Annotated in this window: 19 protein-coding genes and 1 pseudogene (1 of these 20 running past the window's edge); 11 read left to right on the forward strand and 9 right to left on the reverse strand. The window is 30.0% G+C overall.

Features of this window, described 5'->3' with window-relative positions:
* Window positions 1-138 precede the first annotated feature (138 nt).
* From Lupro_RS04110 to Lupro_RS04125, 4 genes are read left to right on the forward strand one after another with little or no spacing between them, the layout of a single operon-like run.
* Entirely contained in the window at window positions 139-1,863 is a 1,725-nt protein-coding gene (locus Lupro_RS04110; protein WP_082703850.1) for an NAD(P)H-dependent oxidoreductase subunit E, read from the forward strand.
* Between the two features lie 17 nt (window positions 1,864-1,880).
* Window positions 1,881-3,143 (forward strand): NADH-quinone oxidoreductase subunit B family protein, encoded by a 1,263-nt coding sequence (locus Lupro_RS13115; RefSeq protein ID WP_082703851.1) that lies wholly within the window; start codon window positions 1,881-1,883, stop codon window positions 3,141-3,143.
* Window positions 3,144-3,160: 17 nt separating this feature from the next.
* Window positions 3,161-4,606 carry a Ni/Fe hydrogenase subunit alpha gene (locus tag Lupro_RS04120; RefSeq protein WP_068206552.1) on the forward strand — a complete coding sequence of 482 codons (1,446 nt, stop codon included), beginning with the start codon at window positions 3,161-3,163 and terminating at the stop codon, window positions 4,604-4,606.
* Entirely contained in the window at window positions 4,575-5,048 is a 474-nt protein-coding gene (locus Lupro_RS04125) for a hydrogenase maturation protease (RefSeq protein WP_068206554.1), read from the forward strand. The genes Lupro_RS04120 and Lupro_RS04125 overlap by 32 nt, the downstream gene beginning before the upstream one ends.
* Here Lupro_RS04125 and Lupro_RS04130 read toward each other — a convergent pair.
* From Lupro_RS04130 to Lupro_RS04145, 4 genes are all read right to left on the reverse strand, one after another.
* On the reverse strand, window positions 5,022-5,444 hold the full coding sequence (locus Lupro_RS04130; protein WP_068206556.1) for a secondary thiamine-phosphate synthase enzyme YjbQ: 423 nt from the start codon (window positions 5,442-5,444) through the stop codon (window positions 5,022-5,024). The two genes, Lupro_RS04125 and Lupro_RS04130, sit on opposite strands and share 27 nt — an antisense overlap.
* A 2-nt stretch (window positions 5,445-5,446) precedes the next feature.
* Window positions 5,447-6,655, reverse strand: a complete 1,209-nt coding sequence (gene lhgO / locus Lupro_RS04135; protein ID WP_068206558.1) for an L-2-hydroxyglutarate oxidase — start codon at window positions 6,653-6,655, stop codon at window positions 5,447-5,449.
* On the reverse strand, window positions 6,645-7,949 hold the full coding sequence (locus tag Lupro_RS04140) for an MFS transporter (protein WP_068206560.1): 1,305 nt from the start codon (window positions 7,947-7,949) through the stop codon (window positions 6,645-6,647). Before Lupro_RS04140 ends, lhgO begins: the two co-directional genes overlap by 11 nt.
* A gap of 86 nt (window positions 7,950-8,035) precedes the next feature.
* Window positions 8,036-8,845 carry a M48 family metallopeptidase gene (locus tag Lupro_RS04145; RefSeq protein ID WP_068206563.1) on the reverse strand — a complete coding sequence of 270 codons (810 nt, stop codon included), beginning with the start codon at window positions 8,843-8,845 and terminating at the stop codon, window positions 8,036-8,038.
* A 73-nt stretch (window positions 8,846-8,918) separates the two neighbouring features.
* Between Lupro_RS04145 and Lupro_RS04150 the strand changes: the two genes are divergently transcribed.
* From Lupro_RS04150 to Lupro_RS04170, 5 genes and pseudogenes are all read left to right on the forward strand, one after another.
* Window positions 8,919-9,803, forward strand: coding sequence for an alpha/beta hydrolase family protein (locus Lupro_RS04150; RefSeq protein ID WP_068211424.1), 885 nt, complete (start codon window positions 8,919-8,921; stop codon window positions 9,801-9,803).
* Window positions 9,804-9,807: 4 nt separating this feature from the next.
* The gene (gene msrB, locus Lupro_RS04155; protein WP_068206565.1) at window positions 9,808-10,284 is read left to right on the forward strand and encodes a peptide-methionine (R)-S-oxide reductase MsrB; all 477 of its coding nucleotides are present in this window, start codon (window positions 9,808-9,810) and stop codon (window positions 10,282-10,284) included.
* A gap of 80 nt (window positions 10,285-10,364) precedes the next feature.
* Window positions 10,365-11,695: pseudogene (gene ffh / locus Lupro_RS04160) on the forward strand (signal recognition particle protein).
* Window positions 11,696-11,757: 62 nt separating this feature from the next.
* Entirely contained in the window at window positions 11,758-12,630 is an 873-nt protein-coding gene (locus tag Lupro_RS04165) for a bifunctional 5,10-methylenetetrahydrofolate dehydrogenase/5,10-methenyltetrahydrofolate cyclohydrolase (protein WP_068206567.1), read from the forward strand.
* 44 nt (window positions 12,631-12,674) lie between these two features.
* Window positions 12,675-13,430: a YwaF family protein gene (locus Lupro_RS04170; RefSeq protein ID WP_227807478.1), complete on the forward strand. Its 756-nt coding sequence runs from the start codon at window positions 12,675-12,677 to the stop codon at window positions 13,428-13,430.
* Here Lupro_RS04170 and Lupro_RS04175 read toward each other — a convergent pair.
* Entirely contained in the window at window positions 13,386-13,745 is a 360-nt protein-coding gene (locus Lupro_RS04175) for a cupin domain-containing protein (RefSeq protein WP_068206570.1), read from the reverse strand. The genes Lupro_RS04170 and Lupro_RS04175 overlap by 45 nt on opposite strands.
* A 206-nt stretch (window positions 13,746-13,951) precedes the next feature.
* Here Lupro_RS04175 and Lupro_RS04180 point away from each other — a divergent pair, with 206 nt between their 5' ends.
* Window positions 13,952-15,310: an MBL fold metallo-hydrolase RNA specificity domain-containing protein gene (locus tag Lupro_RS04180; RefSeq protein WP_068206577.1), complete on the forward strand. Its 1,359-nt coding sequence runs from the start codon at window positions 13,952-13,954 to the stop codon at window positions 15,308-15,310.
* Between the two features lies 1 nt (window position 15,311).
* Here the strand turns inward: Lupro_RS04180 and Lupro_RS04185 are convergent, their stop codons facing one another.
* The 3 genes from Lupro_RS04185 to Lupro_RS04195 form a co-directional block, all read right to left on the reverse strand.
* On the reverse strand, window positions 15,312-15,959 hold the full coding sequence (locus Lupro_RS04185) for a pyridoxamine 5'-phosphate oxidase family protein (RefSeq protein ID WP_068206579.1): 648 nt from the start codon (window positions 15,957-15,959) through the stop codon (window positions 15,312-15,314).
* A 1-nt stretch (window position 15,960) separates the two neighbouring features.
* On the reverse strand, window positions 15,961-16,452 hold the full coding sequence (locus Lupro_RS04190) for a hypothetical protein (RefSeq protein ID WP_227807479.1): 492 nt from the start codon (window positions 16,450-16,452) through the stop codon (window positions 15,961-15,963).
* Between the two features lie 151 nt (window positions 16,453-16,603).
* On the reverse strand, window positions 16,604-18,118 hold the full coding sequence (locus tag Lupro_RS04195; protein WP_068206580.1) for a helicase HerA-like domain-containing protein: 1,515 nt from the start codon (window positions 18,116-18,118) through the stop codon (window positions 16,604-16,606).
* Window positions 18,119-18,228: 110 nt separating this feature from the next.
* Here Lupro_RS04195 and Lupro_RS04200 point away from each other — a divergent pair, with 110 nt between their 5' ends.
* Window positions 18,229-18,861 (forward strand): 7-carboxy-7-deazaguanine synthase QueE, encoded by a 633-nt coding sequence (locus Lupro_RS04200; RefSeq protein ID WP_179945750.1) that lies wholly within the window; start codon window positions 18,229-18,231, stop codon window positions 18,859-18,861.
* On the opposite strand, the gene cmk is transcribed toward Lupro_RS04200, so the two are convergent.
* A protein-coding gene (gene cmk, locus Lupro_RS04205; RefSeq protein ID WP_068206581.1) for a (d)CMP kinase crosses the window boundary here: on the reverse strand, window positions 18,858-19,507 show its 3' portion. Its footprint extends 43 nt past the window's final position; only the last 650 of its 693 coding nucleotides appear in the window; the start codon falls outside the window, past its right edge; its stop codon occupies window positions 18,858-18,860. The genes Lupro_RS04200 and cmk overlap by 4 nt on opposite strands.

Consider the following 19,507-nt stretch of genomic DNA (forward strand, 5'->3'; position numbering starts at 1 on the left):
AAATAGAAATTTATTTATTTTAACTAGTTGTTCAAAACTTTTGAATTATCTGTAAATCTTTCTAATAAACAAAAAAATCAATTGTTTATGTTAATTTTTTCGTAACTTTAGTTACAAGTAATTCAAAAGTTTTTTCGTATGAAAAGAACATCTCTTCTTCGTTTGTTGTGGAATCAACAAAATACTCAGGGATTTATTTCAAAAAAAGCAATTATTGAAATAGCAAATTTATTAAACATTTCAACTATTGAAGTTGAAGGGGTTATTTCCTTTTATCATTTCTTTCACCAAAAACCAACAGGAAAATATATTATTTATTTAAATAATAGTATTACCTCTGAATTTAAAGGTTTTGAAATTATTAAAACAACTTTTGAAAAAGAAACAAGATGTGTGTTTAACAAATATAACAATAATCCGTTGTTTTCATTATTTGAAACTTCTTGCATAGGGTTAAGTGATCAAGAACCAGCTGCTCTAATTAATTTTTATCCATTTACAGATTTAACTCCAAAAAAAGTAATTTCTATAATTAAAAAATTAAAAAATAATATACCAATAGAAACCTTTGCTGACAATCCAATAAGTAAAATTCAATATGTTCCAGAAGAAGATAAAACTGTTTTTTTTAAGAAATATATTACAGGGAACTCCATAAAAAATCTAAAAAAAGAAACCAGTGAATCTATCTTAAATAAAATTTCAAAGGTTAATTTAAAAGGTCGTGGTGGTGCTTTTTTCCCAACGGCATTAAAATGGAAAGCATGTAAAAATAATACTTCCTCTAAAAAATATATTATTTGTAATGCCGATGAAGGCGAACCTGGCACTTTTAAAGATAAAGCCTTACTTATAGATTTTCCCGGACTTGTTATAGAAGGAATGATTATTGCTGCCTTTGTTGTTGGTGCAAATGAAGGAATTATTTATTTAAGAGGAGAATACAAGTATTTACTTTCAAAAATAGAAAAAACAATAGATGAATTTTATAAAAATAATTTCTTAGGAAAAAATATTCTTGGTATAACAAACCTTAACTTTGATTTGAAGGTTGAATTGGGTGCAGGCGCTTATGTATGTGGAGAAGAAACCGCTTTAATTGAATCTCTTGAAGGTAAACGTGGAGAACCTAGAATTCGAAAATATTTCCCTACAGATGTTGGATATCTTGGGAAACCTACTATTGTTAACAATGTTGAAACACTTGCAAACGCAGCAAGAATTGTAGAGTTAGGAACTAATTATTTTCAAAATATTGGAACTGATAAAAGTAAAGGAACTAAATTATTAAGTATTTCTGGAGATGTAGCAAAACCAGGGATTTATGAAGTTGAATGGGGAATAACTGTTAAAGAATTACTACGCCTATGCCAAGCTACTTCTCCAAATTACGTCCAAATTACAGGTCCTTCTGGAGAATGTATTAACGAATCTGAATTTGACAGAAAAATTTGTAATGAAGATTTAGTTTGTGGCGGAGCAATTATGGTTTTTAATAAATTCAGAAGTATAATACAAATTTTAGAAAATTTTACTAAATTTTTTAAATCAGAATCTTGTGGAATTTGTACTCCTTGTAGAGCAGGAAATCAAATTTTATTTGAAAAAATTCAAAAACTAAAAAAAGGTTTATGTACGGCAACAGATTTACAAGAAATAAAAGATTGGGGAAATATTATGAAATTAACCAGTCGTTGTGGCTTAGGAAAAACATCTTCCAATACTTTTTCAACAGCAATTGAAAAGTTTAATGATTACTTTAAACTCAAAATTTTAAATGAAGATGAAAGTCAAAATGTTGAATTTGACATGGAAAATGCTATTCAGGAATTTGATAGTGTAATTAAAAACAATCATCATTAATTTAAAAAATAAAAATTATGCAAACTGTAAATTTTAAAATTGATGGTAGAAATTGTGCTGCTGAAAAAGGGAAAAATTTAATTGAAGCCGCTAAACAAAATGGTATTTTTATTCCAACGTTATGTCATTTTAAAAATATAGACCCTTTAGGAACTTGCAGAATCTGTTCTATAAAATTAAATGGACGAAGTATTGCAGGATGTACTATCCAAGTGGAAGAAGGCATGGATATTGAAGTGAATTCTGTAGAAATGCTCGATGCCCGAAAAGCAATATTAGAAATGATGTTTGTAGAAGGCAATCATTTTTGCCCTTCTTGTGAAAAAAGTGGCGATTGTGCCATGCAAAATTTAGGGTATGAAATGGGAATTAGATATACTCGTTTTCCTCACTTATTTGTTGATAGATTAGTAGATGCAAGACCTGAAAGAATTGTAGTTAATCAAAATCGTTGCATACGTTGTAAACGCTGTGTTGAAGAAGTAAAAACCAATGACGGTTATGCTGTTTTTAACTCCATCAATAGAGGAAATGAAACACTTATTGGTATAGATTACAATCAAGAAGCAAAATTATCGGATAGGGAAGCTTTACGAGCCATGGATATATGTCCAACCGGATCTATTCTCGTTAGGGGGAAATCATTTGTAAAACCTTTTGGACATCGAAAATACGATTATGGACAAATAGGTAAAACCATTCCTTTTGATAAAACTAAAATAAACCATACTAATGGAAATAAAAAGATAGTAGCAACAACTTCGCTAGCTGGTTGTTTTGGTTGCCATATGTCTATGCTTGATGTAGATTTAGGTATCCTTGATTTATTCGAAGTGATTGAATTTAACAAATCTCCAATTACAGATATTAAAAAATTTAGTAAACATTGTGATATTGGCTTAATTGAAGGTGGTTGCTGCAATACAGATAACATTGAAATATTACGGGCATTTCGTGAAAACTGTGACATTTTAGTTTCAGTTGGTGAGTGTGCTATTTGGGGCGGTTTACCCGCTAACAGAAATACAATTCCTTTAGAAGAATGCCTAAAAGAAGCGTATTTAAATTCTATGACTAGTGAAGATAACGAAACTTGTATTCCTAATCATGAAGATATTCCTAAAATTTTAAACAAAGTATATCCAAATCATGAAGTAGTAAAAATTGATTACCATATCCCTGGTTGTCCACCAAATGCAAACCATATTTGGAGTGTTGTAAAAAATATTCTATTTAATGAAGAATTTTCGATAGCGTATCCAGAATTTAAATACGATTAACCCTAAAATCATCTAAAATGAGAAAAATAATTATTGAACCTATTACCCGAGTTGAGGGACATGGAAAAGTAACCATTAAAATTGATGAAAATGGCAAAGTAGTTAATGCTTATTTACATATTGTTGAGTTTAGAGGGTTTGAAAAATTTATTCAAGGGCATCCGTATTGGGAAGCTCCAGTTTTAGTACAACGTTTATGTGGTATTTGCCCAGTAAGTCACCATTTAGCTGCTGCAAAAGCAATTGACCAATTAGTGGGTGTTGATCCTGAAAACTTATCTCCAACTGCTACTAAATTAAGACGGTTATTACATTACGGACAAGTTTTTCAATCTCATGCCTTGCATTTCTTTTATTTAGCTTCACCCGACTTACTATTTGGCATAAATGCTCCCGCTGAAAAAAGAAATATTGTTGCCGTAGCTGCAGAAAATAGGGAATTAGCAAAAAAAGGGATTTTAATGCGAAAATTCGGGCAAGAAATAATCAAAGCTATTGCCGGTAAAAAAATACATGGAATTATGGCAGTTCCTGGTGGTGTTCATAAAACATTTTCAAAAGAGGAAAGAGCTTATTTTTTAGATGGAATTCAAATTCCTAATATAGATACTATGATTGAGTGGTCTAAAGAAATTATTGATTTTATAAAATCATATCACCAACAAAATAGTGACTGGATTAATAATTTTGCTACCTACCCATCCAACCATTTAAGTTTAGTGAATAAAGAAAATGGCGCTATGGAGTTATATGATGGTAGATTACGATCTATTGATTTTGCAGGTAATGAGTTATTAAATATTGAAGATATTGAATATAAATATCATTTTAAAGAAGCTGTTGAACCTTGGTCATATCTAAAATTTCCATATATGTCTAAATACGGTAGAAAAGATGGGTGGAATCGTGTAGGGCCGTTGGCTAGACTAAATACTTGTACTTTTATACCAACTCCTTTAGCAGAAATTGAGAGGCAACTTTTCAAACAACAAAGTAACAATTTAGTAAATAATATGACTATGCATACACATTGGGCTCGTTTAATTGAAATGCTTCATTGTGCTGAATTGATGAAAGAATTATTATTAGATGATGAATTAATGTCTGATGATTTAGTTAGAGAAGGTATTCCTAGAACCAAAGGAATTGGGATTATTGAAGCGCCTAGAGGAACTCTAATACATGAATATCATACAGATAATAATGGAATTATTACCAAATGTAATTTAATAGTTTCTACTACACATAATAATGAAGCTATGAATAAAGCAGTTAAACAAGTTGCTGAAGATGTTTTAACTGATGTTCCTGAAATTACCGAACCAATGTTAAATCAAATTGAAATTGCTATAAGAGCTTATGACCCTTGTTTAAGCTGTGCAACACACGCCTTAGGTGAAATGCCTTTAATTGTTCAAATTGAAGATAAAGATGGAAATATTATTGACGAAAAAATTAGATAATATATTAATAATTGGTATCGGAAATAATACCAGACAAGACGATGGCCTTGGTTGGAGTTTTTTAGATGCTTTAGAAAAAGAGGGGTTTAATAGTCATAATTTGTTATATAAATATCAATTAATGGTGGAAGATGCTGAAATTATTTCAAATTATGAAACTGTAATTTTTGTAGATGCCTACAAAAAATCACTTAAAAATGGTTTTCTATTTGAAAAACTAAACCCAGCACTAAAATTTGAATTTTCAACACATTCCGTTCCTCCAAGTCAATTGTTGTGTTTATGCAAAGATATTTATGAAAAAACACCTAACGCTTTTGTTTTAAAAATTGAAGGGTTTAAATGGGAATATCAAATTAATTTAAGTGCTAAAGCAAAACAAAATTTAGAAAATGCATTAACAAAAATTAAAGCCCTAAATTCCAAAGGCGGTGAGAACTAATCTACGAGAACCTCCATAATTTCTATGTTCACATAAAAATATTCCTTGCCAAGTTCCTAAATTTAATTTTCCGTTGGTAATAGGTATTTGAATAGAGCTACTTAAAACTGATGCTTTAATATGTGCTGGCATATCATCAGTACCTTCTAGTGTATGAGTAAAATAATCGTTATTATCTGGAACTATCCTATTAAAATAATTTTCAAAATCTGTTCTAACAGAACTATCGGCATTTTCATTAATAGTTAAACTTGCTGAAGTATGCTTTATAAAAACTTGTAATTGACCAACTTCAATATTTCCAATCTCTTCAAATTGATTTAAAATAATACGTGTTATTAAGTGAAATCCTCTATTAAAAGGCTCTAATTGTATTTCTTTTTGATAAAATTTCATCATTATTTATTTAAAACTACACTTACAATTTCATCGGCAATTGCTAAACAGGAAGTCGCTGCTGGCGAAGGGGCATTTAACACGTGAATGTTTCCGTTATGTTTCATAATTTTAAAATCATCAACCATATTACCATCGTAATCAATTGCCTGTGCTCTCACTCCTGCTCTTGATGGCTGCACATCATTTGGCGTAATACTAGGCATCATATGTTTTAGTGCATTTACAAATAAACGTTTTGAAAAGGCTCTTTTATATTCATCAATTCCTTTGCGCCAATTCTTAAAAAATAATTTCCAAGTACCACCAAAAGTTAAGGCATCAAAAGTATCTCTAAAGCTAAAACTTGTTCTTTTATAACCCTCTCGTTTAAAGGTAAATACCGCATTTGGACCACATTCAACTCCACCATTAATCATTCGTGTAAAATGAACTCCTAAAAAAGGATATTTTGGATCAGGAACTGGATATACTAAATTATTTATTTTATGTGAAGCTTCATCGGTTAGTTCGTAATAATCACCTCTAAAACCTACAATATGCATATCTAATTTTAAATCATCTTTTTCTGCATTTCTATCAGATTGTAACCCTGTGCAGAAAATTACTTTTTCAGCAGTTAAATTACCTAATGAAGTATGAACAATTGTTTCATTCTCTTTTGAAGAAATATTTTCTACTTTACAATTGATTAGTAATTTACTTTTTGAATTTAAATTCTCAACTAATTCTACAAGTTTATTTGAAACTGCTACATAATCAATAATACCTGCTGTTGGTACCCAAATAGCTTTAACAGCTTCAACAAAAGGTTCTTTTTCTTTTATTTCTTCAGAATTTAAAAATCGTATTCCTTCGGTTTCATTTTCTATTCCTTTAGCATAAATATCTTCTAAAACCGAAATATCTTCTTGTTTTGTAGCTACAATTACTTTTCCACAAATATCGTGTTTAATCTCATTTTTTTTAGCAAACTCAATGAGTTGATTTCTTCCGTTTTTACAATTAATTGCTTTGTAAGAGCCAGGTGTATAATATATTCCAGAGTGCATAACTCCAGAATTTCTTCCTGTTTGATGCATCCCTACTTTAGCTTCTTTTTCTAAAATTACTATTGATTTTTTAGGAAATTTCAATTGTAATTTATAGGCTGTAGCCAATCCAACAATTCCTGCTCCAACAACAATAAAATCGTACTTTTTATTTAACATATTTTGAGCCTTTCATAAAGCTTAAAGTTACAAAACCCGCAATAAAAAAGACTGCTAAAATTAAAATAAATAATCGTAATGAATTTGTGTATGATGTAACTATCCCTGCCAATGCCATACCAAAAACAATGGCTAATTTTTCAGTAACATCATAAAAACTAAAATACGTTGCGTGATCTTGAGTTGTATCTGGAATTAATTTGGAATACGTTGATCTCGACAGCGTTTGAATAGCCCCTAAAACAAGTCCTATAAACCCTCCTAAAGCATAAAATTTCAAATACACATCCGGATCTTCTCTATGGAGTGTATAAGCCCCCACACAGGCAACACTCCATATTAATATCGTTATTTTTAAAGCTTTAATATTCCCAATTTTTTCTGACAACCTTGAAAAGGCAAACGCTCCTACTATTCCAACTAATTGTATTAATAAAATTGTAATAATTAAATTACTGGTTTCTAATCCTAAATCTTTCGTTCCAAAGATAGAAGCCAACAAAATAACAGTCTGAACCCCAATACTATACAAGAAAAAAGAAATTAATAATATTTTTAGCTGGCTTTGTTTTTTTATCTCTTGGAGCACTATTTTTAGCTCCCTATATCCTTTAAAAATATAATCTTTTTCAGGCTTTCTTTTAAAAGGATTATTAGGTAAACGACTAAAAGTAACTTGTGCAAAACCTAACCACCAAATACCAACGGTAAGAAATGAAACTCGCGCAGGAAATGTTGAATCTGTAATACCATATATTTCTGGTTTCATAACCATCGATAAATTAAATGCCAATAACAAAACTGAGCCTATATACCCAAGCATAAACCCTTTTGCGCTTACACGGTCATGGTCTTTTGGTTCAGCAACTTCAGGTAAATATGCATTGTAAAAAACAATACTTCCCCAAAAACCAATACTCGCTAAAATGGTGAATACAATACCAATCCAAACATTTTCTTTTCCTGTAAAAAAGTAAAGTGACATAACTGAAAAGGAGCCCAAAAAACAGAAAAATTGCATAAATCTTTTTTTATTCCCTGTATAATCAGCAATTGCTGATAAAATAGGAGATAAAAATGCTACTATCAAAAACGAAATTCCTAATGCATAAGAATACGCCGTTGTATTATGCCAATCTGTTCCTAAAAACTGAATAATTCCACCATCTGATTCTGTAACTGATTCATAATAAATGGGAAAAACAGCTGTGCCAATTACCAATGAATATACTGAGTTTGCCCAATCATAAAATGCCCAACCATTGATTAATTTTTTGTCGCCTTTTTTTAACATATCTATCAAATAAAAACCGTTCTCAAATTTGAGAACGGTTTACAATATACTATAATTTTTTTATGATAAAAAAATTGATTTCAGACTTATGGTTGTTGCGTATTATATTTTTTTGCTAAAGCAATAGCAGTTGGCAAGTAAGCTTTTAAGTTTTTAATCCGAGTTTGATCTGATGGATGCGTACTTAAAAATTCTGGAGGTTTACTTCCTTTAGATTGTTGGCTCATTCTAATCCATAAATTAATAGCCTCATTTGGATTATATCCAGCCATAGCCATAAATACCATACCTAGTTTATCAGCTTCTGTTTCATGAGTTCTACTATAAGCCAACATTCCTACAGTAGAACCTACTCCGTAAATAGTATTCCACAATGCTCGCGTTTTTGGATCTTTCTTATTGCTTGCCAAAGCAACGGCTATTCCTCCTAATTGCTGTCCATAAGCACTTGTCATTCTCTCTTGTCCATGTTTAGCAAACGCATGAGCAACTTCATGTCCCATAACAGCTGCAATTCCATCAGTATTTTTACAAACAGGTAAAATTCCTGTATAAAAAACTACTTTTCCTCCAGGCATACACCAAGCATTTATTGTTTTATCTTCAATTAAGTTAAATTCCCAGCGATAACTATTTGCTTCTTTAACCATGCCGTTTGCTCTCATAAACTTATCTACCGCTTTTGAAATATTCATTCCAACATGTTGTAATTCATTGGTCTTTTTTACATTTGTTGAAATTTTATTTTCTTTCAAAAACCCTTCATATTGAGCAAAACTTGCGGGTAAAATTTGAGCATCACTTACAATATTAATTCTTTTTCGCCCTGTAATTGGTACGGTGCTACAACTTACCATAAATAGTAAAACTACAGTTAGAGCTATTATTTTTTTCATTATATTTTTTTTATTTCTTGTGCTTTTTATAAAATTACAAATTATATCTTTATACGCAAATATAAATGATTATATGTATAATTCAAGTAGTGAACAAAACACTGTAATAAAAGCAACTAATATTCCCAAAATACCATCCTCAATTATTACTACAGGAAAAGTTCTACAATTTATAGCTCCTCCTTTAGCTACAAAATTTGCTATAAAACTATTTGGAACTCCCATTCGGTTTAAAACCCCAGAACGTGAAAAAATGATGGCTAATAGTGCCCAAAAAGAATTTTTATTTGTTCCTGAAATTAATAAGAACATTATGGTTTATACGTATGGGTACTCAAAAAGAAAAGTTTTACTAATTCACGGATGGTCTGGCAGAGGAACTCAATTGTATAAAATTGCCGATAAATTATTGGAAAATGGTTTTATGACTATTAGTTTTGACGGTCCTGCACATGGAAAATCTACAGGAAAAACTACCATGATGAGCGAATTTGTAATTGCTGCTAAATCAATTGAGAAAAAATATGGCCCTTTTGAAATTGCCATTGGTCATTCTTTAGGTGGTATGGCTGTTTTAAATGGGGTGAAGCAAGGGTTAAAAATTAAAAAAGCAATTATCATTGGATCTGGTGATATTATTACTGATATTATTACAGATTTTGTTAAAAAATTAGAATTGAAACCAGAAATGGTTTACAGAATTAAAAAACTTTTTTATAAAAAATTTGGAGAAAGTATTGATAATTATTCTGCAAGTTTTGCTGCTAAAAGTCTAAAAATACCAACTTTAGTAATTCATGACACTGATGATAAAGATGTACCTGTTAGTTGTGCACATAATATACGACAAAGCCTAGAACAAGGTGAAATATTAATAACAAAAGGCTTGGGACATCGGCGTATTTTAAAAGACAACCTAGTTATTCAAAGAATTATTGAATTTATAAATAGAGAATAAAACCATGAAAAATATATTTTTGACTATCTTATTATTAACAAACATTGTAATGAGTTACTCACAAGAAAAAAAGAAAAAAATGATTAAAAAGGTAACTAAAACCGAAGAAGAGTGGAAACAAACATTAACTGCTCAACAATACTTTGTCTTACGTCAAAAAGGAACTGATGCTCCAAGTGAAAGTGGCTATACTTCAACATTTGAAAAGGGAACATATCACTGTGCTGCCTGTGATTTACAACTATTTAAATCAAATAGTAAATTTGAATCTCATTGTGGATGGCCCTCTTTTGATGATGCTATTAAAGGAACTGTAGAGTATGTTTTAGACAAAACGCATGGAATGATACGTACTGAAATAATTTGCGCCTCTTGCGGAAGTCATTTAGGTCATGTTTTTGAAGATGGCCCTGAAGAAACTACGGGAAAACGCTATTGCGTTAATACCACATCAATTAAATTTGTTAAAGGAGAAAAATAATTGATTTCAACCCTAAACTCATTAATTTTTTAAGTGCATTTTTCTTATATTTGCATTTCTAAAAAACGAAGTGAAAATCTATGTTTAATAATTTAAGTGATAAATTAGATAAAGCCCTTCATGTACTCAAAGGACATGGAAAAATTACCGAAGTAAATGTTGCCGAAACTTTAAAAGAAGTTCGTAGAGCTCTTTTAGACGCTGATGTTAATTTTAAAATAGCGAAAAATTTCACCAACACCATTAAAGAAAAAGCGATAGGACAAAACGTACTAACAACGTTAAACCCTAGCCAATTAATGGTGAAATTGGTAAAAGATGAACTAACTCGTTTAATGGGTGGTGAAACTGTTGGTATAAATCTTTCAGGAACACCAACTATTATATTAATGTCTGGTTTACAAGGTTCAGGAAAAACAACTTTTTCTGGTAAACTTGCTAACTATTTAAAAACAAAAAAATCAAAACAAGTTTTACTTGTTGCTTGTGATGTATATAGACCTGCTGCAATAAATCAATTACAGGTTGTAGGTGAACAAATTGGTGTAGAAGTTTATGCTGAAATTGAAAACCAAAATCCTGTTGAAATTGCTAAAAATGCCGTAAAACACGCGAAAGCTACTGGTAAAAATGTTGTAATTATTGATACTGCTGGTCGTTTAGCTGTAGATGAGCAAATGATGACTGAAATTTCTAATATACACAAAGCCGTAAATCCTCAAGAAACATTGTTTGTTGTAGATTCTATGACTGGACAAGATGCCGTAAATACTGCAAAATCTTTTAATGATATTTTAAATTTTGAAGGCGTTGTACTTACAAAATTAGATGGTGATACACGTGGTGGAGCAGCTTTATCAATAAAAACAATTGTAAATAAACCTATTAAGTTTATTGGTACTGGAGAAAAAATGGAAGCTATTGATGTTTTCCATCCAGATCGTATGGCTGAACGCATCTTGGGAATGGGAGATGTTGTTTCACTGGTTGAACGTGCTCAAGAACAATACGATGAAGAAGAAGCAAGAAAAATCCAAAAGAAGATTGCCAAAAATCAATTTGGTTTTGATGATTTCTTAAAACAAATCCAGCAAATCAAAAAGATGGGTAACATGAAAGATTTGATGGGAATGATTCCTGGTGTTGGAAAAATGATGAAAGATGTTGATATTGATGATGATGCTTTTAAAAGTATTGAAGCTATTATTCACTCTATGACTCCTGAAGAGCGTAGCCAACCTAAAACAATAAATGCAAGTAGAAAAAAAGATTAGCAAAAGGTTCCGGAACATCAATTCAAGAGGTAAATCAATTACTCAAACAGTTTACTCAAATGAGTAAAATGATGAAAATGATGCAAGGTGGTGGTAGTAGACAAATGATGCAAATGATGAAAGGAATGGGAAAATAATAATTAAATAGGCAAACAAAATATGTTTGCTTTTTTTATATCAAAGAATTAAAATTTATACTATGATTTTACTAGACGGAAAAAAAACAGCAGCAGATTTAAAAATTGAAATTGCCGAATCAGTAAAACAACTAAAAATACAAGGAAATAAAACACCTCATTTGGCAGCTATTTTAGTTGGTTCTGATGGTGCTAGTATGACTTATGTTAACAGTAAAGTAAAAGCATGCGAATTAGTTGGGTTTAATTCAACATTGATTAAACTTCCTGAAGAAACTACAGAAGAAAAATTATTACAAGAAATTAGCAACCTTAATAACAACAATGATATTGACGGATTCATTGTTCAACTTCCTCTTCCAAAGCATATTGATGAACAAAAGGTTTTAATGGCTGTAAATCCAGATAAAGATGTGGACGGTTTCCACCCTACCAATGTTGGAAGAATGGCTTTAGACATGCCTTGCTTTTTACCTGCAACTCCTTTTGGAATATTAGAATTATTAGAGCGATATAAAATTGAAACATCAGGAAAAAATGTTCTTGTAATAGGAAGAAGCCACATTGTTGGCAGACCAATGAGTATTTTAATGAGTCAAAAACGAAAAGCAGGGAATGCTACCGTAACAGTTGCTCATAGCAGAACTAAAAATTTAAATGAATTCACTTTAAATGCTGATATTATAGTGGCTGCGTTAGGTATTCCTGAATTTTTAACTGGTGATATGGTTAAAAATGGTGTAACTATTATTGATGTTGGTATTACAAGAGTTGTTGATGCTACTAAAAAAAGAGGCTATCGTTTGGCTGGTGATGTTCATTTTGAAAGTGTAAGCCCTAAATCAGCCTATATTACACCTGTTCCAGGTGGTGTAGGCCCAATGACAATTGCAATGCTTCTGAAAAACACCTTATTAGCTTGTGAGCGAAAATAATTAATTCTTTTATTAGTATATTGGTCTTTTAATATACTTTTAACTTGAAAGATTCAATATTTCTAAAAGATAATCAAGATTTTATAATGTTCGGCAATCAACACTTGGTTGCCTTACTTTTTTTTATCACGTTTGGTTATGTGTTAATAAAGTGGGCAAAAAAGCAACCTAGAGAAAAACAATATTTCGTTGGAAATATTTTTGCCTTTTCGCTTTCAATAACTGTAGTAATTTGGATTTTTTTAAAAATTTATGTTAGAGGTTTTGACATTAAAGAAGACCTGCCTTTTCACCTCTGTAATTTTGTTGCTTTATTATTACCTGTTTTTACATTAACTAAAAAAAAGATTTATTTTGATATTATCCTTTTCTGGATTTTAGCAGGAACATCTCACTCAATTATAACACCTGATTTACTCAATGGATTTCCAAATTTTATTTTTTTAAAATATTGGTATGTACATGCAGGATTAATTATTTTTGTTTTATATGCTGTGTTTGTGCTTAATTTAAGACCAAATTTAAAAAGTGTTTTTTACTCTTTTTTAGCTTTACAATTGTATGCAGGAATATTATTTATTATCAACAAAAATATAAATTCAAATTATTTTTATACAAACTTTAAGCCATACGGACCAACAGCTTTAGACTATCTTGGCGAATGGCCTTATTATATTTTAACAATAGAATTACTTTTAATCCCTTATTTTTTAATTATATATCTACCTTTTTATTTAACCAGAGAAAAAACTAAATTAGGTTTCTTCTCTATTAACCAAATTAACCGAAAATGCAGGTAAACAAACTGCCAAATACTCACAGGCTTCATCAAAAGGGTTTGAATACCGAACTCTTGCCCCTTTTTCAATTTTAATAGATTGACCAGCCTCTAGCACAACAATATCTCCATCTATATTCAATTGCTTCTTCCCTTTAATTATATAGGTATACTCATCAAAATCAGGAGTTTGAAAAGGTTCGCTCCATTTAGGAGGTGCTATCATATGAGCAATACTTAATTCACATTGGTTACTCAAACCAAAGTGTTCTTCTATCAATTTACCATCTGTAGTTGGAACTACGAATGGAGATTTTTGAACTTTATATTTTTTCATTTTAAAAATTTATTTATCAAAAATAATTAATAATTAGTTAACTACCTGTAATACGTATAACTTATTCAATAATACTCTATAAATAAAGTAGAACTAATATATTTAGCAAAAAATTGGCATAAAATGTTAAACTATAATCATTATAAAATTGTAATTTTATATACACCAACCATACTTTAATACTTATTAATTTAAAACTACTTAAGATGAAACTAACATTTTTAGGAGGTGCAGGAACAGTTACTGGTTCAAAAATTTTACTAGAGGTAAATTACAAAAAAATATTAATTGATTGCGGTTTATTTCAAGGTTTAAAAGAATTACGTAAAAAAAACAGAGAAGAGTTGCCTATAAATTTAAATGAATTAGACCTAATTTTTTTAACTCATGCACATTTAGATCACTCGGGGTACTTACCTGTTCTTATAAAAAATGGCTACAAAGGTAAAATTTATTGTACAAATGCAACCAGAGATTTAACAAAAGTTATATTACTTGACAGTGGTAAAATACAAGAAGAAGATGCAAAAAGAGCCAATAAATACAGCTATTCCAAACACAAACCCGCCCAACCATTATATACTATAAATGACGCAAAGAATACTATTTCACACTTTAAAACATTTGAAACAGAAAAATGGCACACTATAGATAAAACTATAAAATTTAAATTTATAAATAGTGGTCATATTTTGGGAAGTACATTTATTCAACTAAGTATTAATGGGAAGATTATTGTTTTTTCTGGAGATATTGGAAGAAAAAAACCTATCATTTTAAATAAATATAAATATATCAATAAAGCCGATTATGTAGTTATTGAATCTACTTATGGAAATAGATTGCATGAAAATTATGCAATAAAAGATAAACTACTCAAATATATTAAACACACATATTTAAAAGGAGGAACTTTAATAGTCCCTACATTTTCAGTAGAAAGAGCCCAAGAGATTATTTATCTTTTAAGCATTTTAAAACGTGAAAATGTATTGCCAAATATTCCTATATATTTGGATAGTCCAATGGGTGTTAGCGCCACAGAAATATATTACAAATATATCAATGACCACCATTTAACAGTTGATGATATTAAAAGTATGGAGTCTACCGTTGAATTAATTAGCGATGTAAGCGCTTCAAAAGCTGTAGTTAATGATAAGAGCCCTAAAATAGTTTTGGCGGGAAGTGGTATGATTACTGGAGGAAGAGTGTTACATTATTTAGATAAACTTATTTCTGATAAAAAAAACAGCATCTTAATTGTTGGGTTTCAAGCTGAAGGTACTCGAGGAAGAGCCTTATTATCTGGTGATACCGAAGTTAAATTTTTTGGGAAATATCATAAAATAAATGCCGAAGTTTTTAAAATAAATGCGTTTTCAGGTCATGCAGACCAAAACGAATTATTAGATTGGCTACAACATTTTAAAACTCCTCCAATCCTTACAATTATAAATCATGGCGAGCCGCATCAAAGTCAGGCACTAAAAGTTAAAATTAAATCTGATTTAAAATGGAATTGTACCGTTGCTAAAATGAATAAAGTATATAATTTCGCTTAGTTTACTCTTTTTTCATCAGTTTTTTAACACTCTCAGGAATAGGTATTCCTTCTTTTAATTTCGGGTCTGAAATGGGATTTTGTATGGTTGAAGTTATTGGAATTTCACCAGCCCAAATAGATAAATTATAGTCTTCCTTTTCATCAGATGGAGGTTCCTTTCTAATTTTAGCTGAAGCTTCTACAATTGGTATTTTTAAAATTTTAGTCGCTTTTAATTCTTTTTTACTCGGCAAACGTACTTCTTCCCAACGAAAAGGAATTATTTGATCTGAAATTATTTTAAGAGCCTTGTATCTTTCATTTTCACTTGTAACTAGAGTAGCTTCACCAAAAATTGTTACAGATTGATAGTTTAATGAATGATGAAATGCTGAACGGGCTAAAACAATTCCATCAGTTTGCGTAATATTAATAGACAGTGGTACTCCTTTTTCTAATTCCAGTAACATTCTACTAACTGTTGCTCCATGAATATAAAGGTTATTATTATCTCTACCGTAAATTGTTGGAATTATTACAGGATAACCTTCATAAACAAAGGCTATCTGACAAATAAAATGATTGTCTAAAATTTTATAAATAGTTTCTTTATCATAAAAACCTCGTTTAGGAGACCTTATTACTTTTGTTTTTTTTGTAACTTTCATTTTAATTAAACCAGATAGTAAAATATTTTATCTTTGCCATATCTGGAATTTGATTAATAGTAATTTCCTCTCTACTAAAACTATTTAATCCTAATTCTCTTTTGTCAATTGCAACGGTAGCATTAAGCTCATCAATAAACAACATGGCAGATGTTAAGGTGGTCTCTACATTATTTATAGTATAATTTTCATTTATATCTTTAAATGTAGATTTAAGAGAAATTCCTTTATCTGTTTTATAATTTGAATCAAATATTTCAATACTTTTAATCTTTGATAATGTATCACTTTGATTAGAAGGTGTTATTTGTAATAATTTTTTCCCTTTTTTTGAATAAATAATATATTCATCATCACCCATAGAAAATAACTTTTTATCTACACGTAAGGTATCTAATGATAGGTTTGAAACAATTGAATCTTTACTAAAAATTGTATTTAATTCCTGTACCTTAGTTCCTTTATTTAAAAGACCTACTCTTCCTTTTTCCACCAAATATTGATTCTGTTTTGTACACTGAAAAAACAAAAAAGAGATTAAAAATATATATGATAGTTTTTTAATAATTGACATAAAAATTTGATTTATATTGTAGCTTTATTTTTAACGTATTTATTACTTTTTTATTTAAAAAAAATCAAAATTATAATACTCTTTTCAATATTCCCAGTACACCTCTAATAAATGTTGCACTAGTTACAACTTTTAAAATAGGATTCATTCTTGTACTCTTTCTTGAAGTACTTGTCCTCCTAGTTCTATTAGCTTCCTTTTTTTTATTTTCAACTTCTTCTTTTTCATGTATTCTTTCAATTTTTTTGCTCAATATTTCAAAAGCACTATTTCTATCAATAGTTTCATTGTATTTATAATACAGTCTAGATTCCTCAATAAGCTGTTTTAACTCACTTTTGGTTAAAATATCCATTCTACTCATAGGTGCTCTCATCATTGTTGCTGCCAATGGTGTAGGACGTCCTTTTTCATTTAAAACTGATATAAAAGCTTCTCCAATCCCAAGTTGTGTTAGGGTTTCATCTACATCATAATATTTCGAATTGGGATAATTTTCAGCAGCTAATTTAATGGCCTTTCTATCTTTTGCTGTAAAAGCTCTTAATGCATGTTGAATTTTTAATCCAAGTTGAGCCAATACATCTTCAGGTATATCTTTTGGATTTTGAGTTACAAAAAATATACCTATCCCTTTAGATCTAATTAATTTAACAATACTCTCTATTTCTGAAAGTAGTGCTTTCGAAGCTTCTTTAAAAATTAAATGTGCCTCATCAATAAATATAACCAACTTTGGTTTATCACTATCTCCCTGTTCAGGAAATGTTGAGTATACTTCAGCTAATAATTGCAACATAAATGTTGAAAAAAGTTTTGGCTTATTTTGAATATCCGTCAATCTCAAAATTGAAATATAGCCATTCCCTTTACTATTCTTTCTCACTAAATCTTTTACATCAAAAGAACGCTCTCCAAAAAATAAATCGCCCCCTTGTTGATCTATCTCAATAATTTTCCTTAAAATTGCACCAGTACTTGCCGTAGATATTCTACCATATTCAGCTTGAATTTCTTCTTTTCCTTCATTCGTTGCAAATTGTAGCACTTTTCTAAAATCTTTTAAGTCTAATAATGGTAATTTATTATCATCGCAATATTTAAAAATAATAGATACTATACCACTTTGTGCTTCAGACAAGTCTAAAATTCTTGAAAGTAATACAGGCCCAAATTCTGAAACAGTGGCTCGTAATCTAACTCCATCTTGAGTTGAAATAGTTAAAGGCTCTACAGGAAACTTCTTCCCCTTAAATGGTAACCCTATTGCGGTCATTCTTTCATCAATTTTAGGATGCCCTGGACTTGGTTGTGCTAAGCCGCTCAAATCTCCTTTTATATCCATCAATAATACAGGAATTCCTTTTTCAGAAAGATTTTCAGCCATTACCTGTAAAGATTTTGTTTTACCTGTACCTGTTGCTCCAGCAATTAAACCATGCCTATTCAATGTTTTCAATGGTACTTTAACATAAGCATCTTTAATTGTTTCTCCATCTAATATCGCTGAACCAAAAACAAGAGCATCACCTTTCGTTTTATAACCTTCGGTTATTTCGTTAAAAAAATCTTCTCTTCTACTCATGCCAAGAAATATATTTTGGTTAAAAATAAGACTTAAAAGTCAAATTAAAAATTTCAATAGAATTTTTATTGAATTTATTTATTATTGGTACTAATGAGTATATTTGTCGTATGATTGACAAAAACACACAGCAACTTATAGATAAGGGTGAAATGTTACCATTAATGGAAGAATTTTACACCATACAAGGTGAAGGATTTCACTCCGGAAAAGCCGCCTATTTTATTAGAATTGGAGGATGTGATGTAGGTTGCCACTGGTGTGATGTTAAAGAAAGTTGGGATGCAAACTTACACCCTCCCACTAAAACCAATTTAATAATTAATAACGCAACAAGCCAAGCAAATACAGTTGTTGTTACTGGAGGAGAACCTTTAATGTGGAACTTAGATTACTTAACAGATACATTAAAAAACAACAATATTAAAACGCATATTGAAACTTCTGGTTCTTATAAATTATCTGGAACTTGGGATTGGATTTGTCTTTCTCCAAAAAAAATGAAATTACCCTTAAATGAAATTTATAAAATAACAGATGAGCTAAAAATTATTATTGTAAACAAACAAGATTTTAAGTTTGCTGAAGAACAAGCTAGTAAAGTTTCAAAAAATTGCAAACTATTTCTACAACCTGAATGGAGTAAAAGAGCGCTTATGACTCCTCAAATTGTTGATTATGTAATGAAAAATCCCAAATGGAAAATATCATTACAAATACACAAGTACTTAAATATACCTTAGCTCTTTTTTAGTGTTTTAATGGTAATTCCATAAATTTTATCAAATTGTTCTTCTAAAGTCATTTCAGAATTATCAATTTCAATAGCATCTTTGGCTACAATTAAAGGAGAATCTTTTCTAGTAGAATCAATATGATCTCTATATTCAACATTCTTTAAAATTTCATCAAAAGTAACGTTATCACCTTTAAGAATTAATTCCTTAAATCTTCGTTGAGCGCGTTTTTCAATAGAAGCTGTTATAAAAAATTTCAATTCTGCATTTGGAAAAACAACGGTTCCTATATCTCTTCCGTCCATAACAACACCTTTATTTTTACCCATTTGCTGTTGTTGTTCAACCAATTTTCTTCTAACTTCTGATACTTCTGAAACTTTACTAACAAATTTTGATACTTCTAAGCCTCTAATTTCGTTTTCAACATTTTTATGATTTAAATACATTTCTGCGTACCCCAATGTTGCATTGAATTTAAACTGTAAATTAATTTTATCCAAAGCTAAAATTAGTTTATCTCTATCAAAAAAATGTTCCGAAATAAAATTGTGCTGCATTGCATATAAAGTAACCGCTCGGTACATAGCACCAGAGTCTACATAAACATATTTAAGCTCTTTTGCCAATTGTTTAGCAATTGTACTTTTTC

This window comes from Lutibacter profundi (assembly GCF_001543325.1).
Classification (GTDB): Bacteria; Bacteroidota; Bacteroidia; order Flavobacteriales; family Flavobacteriaceae; genus Lutibacter; species Lutibacter profundi.

Coding starts and splice junctions, on each gene's coding strand:
- Lupro_RS04110 (WP_082703850.1), top strand. CDS start 139: ATGAAAAGAACATCTCTTCTTCGTTTGTTGTGGAATCAACAAAATACT.
- Lupro_RS13115 (WP_082703851.1), top strand. CDS start 1,881: ATGCAAACTGTAAATTTTAAAATTGATGGTAGAAATTGTGCTGCTGAA.
- Lupro_RS04120 (WP_068206552.1), top strand. CDS start 3,161: ATGAGAAAAATAATTATTGAACCTATTACCCGAGTTGAGGGACATGGA.
- Lupro_RS04125 (WP_068206554.1), top strand. CDS start 4,575: ATGGAAATATTATTGACGAAAAAATTAGATAATATATTAATAATTGGT.
- Lupro_RS04130 (WP_068206556.1), bottom strand. CDS start 5,444: ATGAAATTTTATCAAAAAGAAATACAATTAGAGCCTTTTAATAGAGGA.
- lhgO (WP_068206558.1), bottom strand. CDS start 6,655: ATGTTAAATAAAAAGTACGATTTTATTGTTGTTGGAGCAGGAATTGTT.
- Lupro_RS04140 (WP_068206560.1), bottom strand. CDS start 7,949: ATGTTAAAAAAAGGCGACAAAAAATTAATCAATGGTTGGGCATTTTAT.
- Lupro_RS04145 (WP_068206563.1), bottom strand. CDS start 8,845: ATGAAAAAAATAATAGCTCTAACTGTAGTTTTACTATTTATGGTAAGT.
- Lupro_RS04150 (WP_068211424.1), top strand. CDS start 8,919: ATGTATAATTCAAGTAGTGAACAAAACACTGTAATAAAAGCAACTAAT.
- msrB (WP_068206565.1), top strand. CDS start 9,808: ATGAAAAATATATTTTTGACTATCTTATTATTAACAAACATTGTAATG.
- Lupro_RS04165 (WP_068206567.1), top strand. CDS start 11,758: ATGATTTTACTAGACGGAAAAAAAACAGCAGCAGATTTAAAAATTGAA.
- Lupro_RS04175 (WP_068206570.1), bottom strand. CDS start 13,745: ATGAAAAAATATAAAGTTCAAAAATCTCCATTCGTAGTTCCAACTACA.
- Lupro_RS04180 (WP_068206577.1), top strand. CDS start 13,952: ATGAAACTAACATTTTTAGGAGGTGCAGGAACAGTTACTGGTTCAAAA.
- Lupro_RS04185 (WP_068206579.1), bottom strand. CDS start 15,959: ATGAAAGTTACAAAAAAAACAAAAGTAATAAGGTCTCCTAAACGAGGT.
- Lupro_RS04195 (WP_068206580.1), bottom strand. CDS start 18,118: ATGAGTAGAAGAGAAGATTTTTTTAACGAAATAACCGAAGGTTATAAA.
- Lupro_RS04200 (WP_179945750.1), top strand. CDS start 18,229: ATGATTGACAAAAACACACAGCAACTTATAGATAAGGGTGAAATGTTA.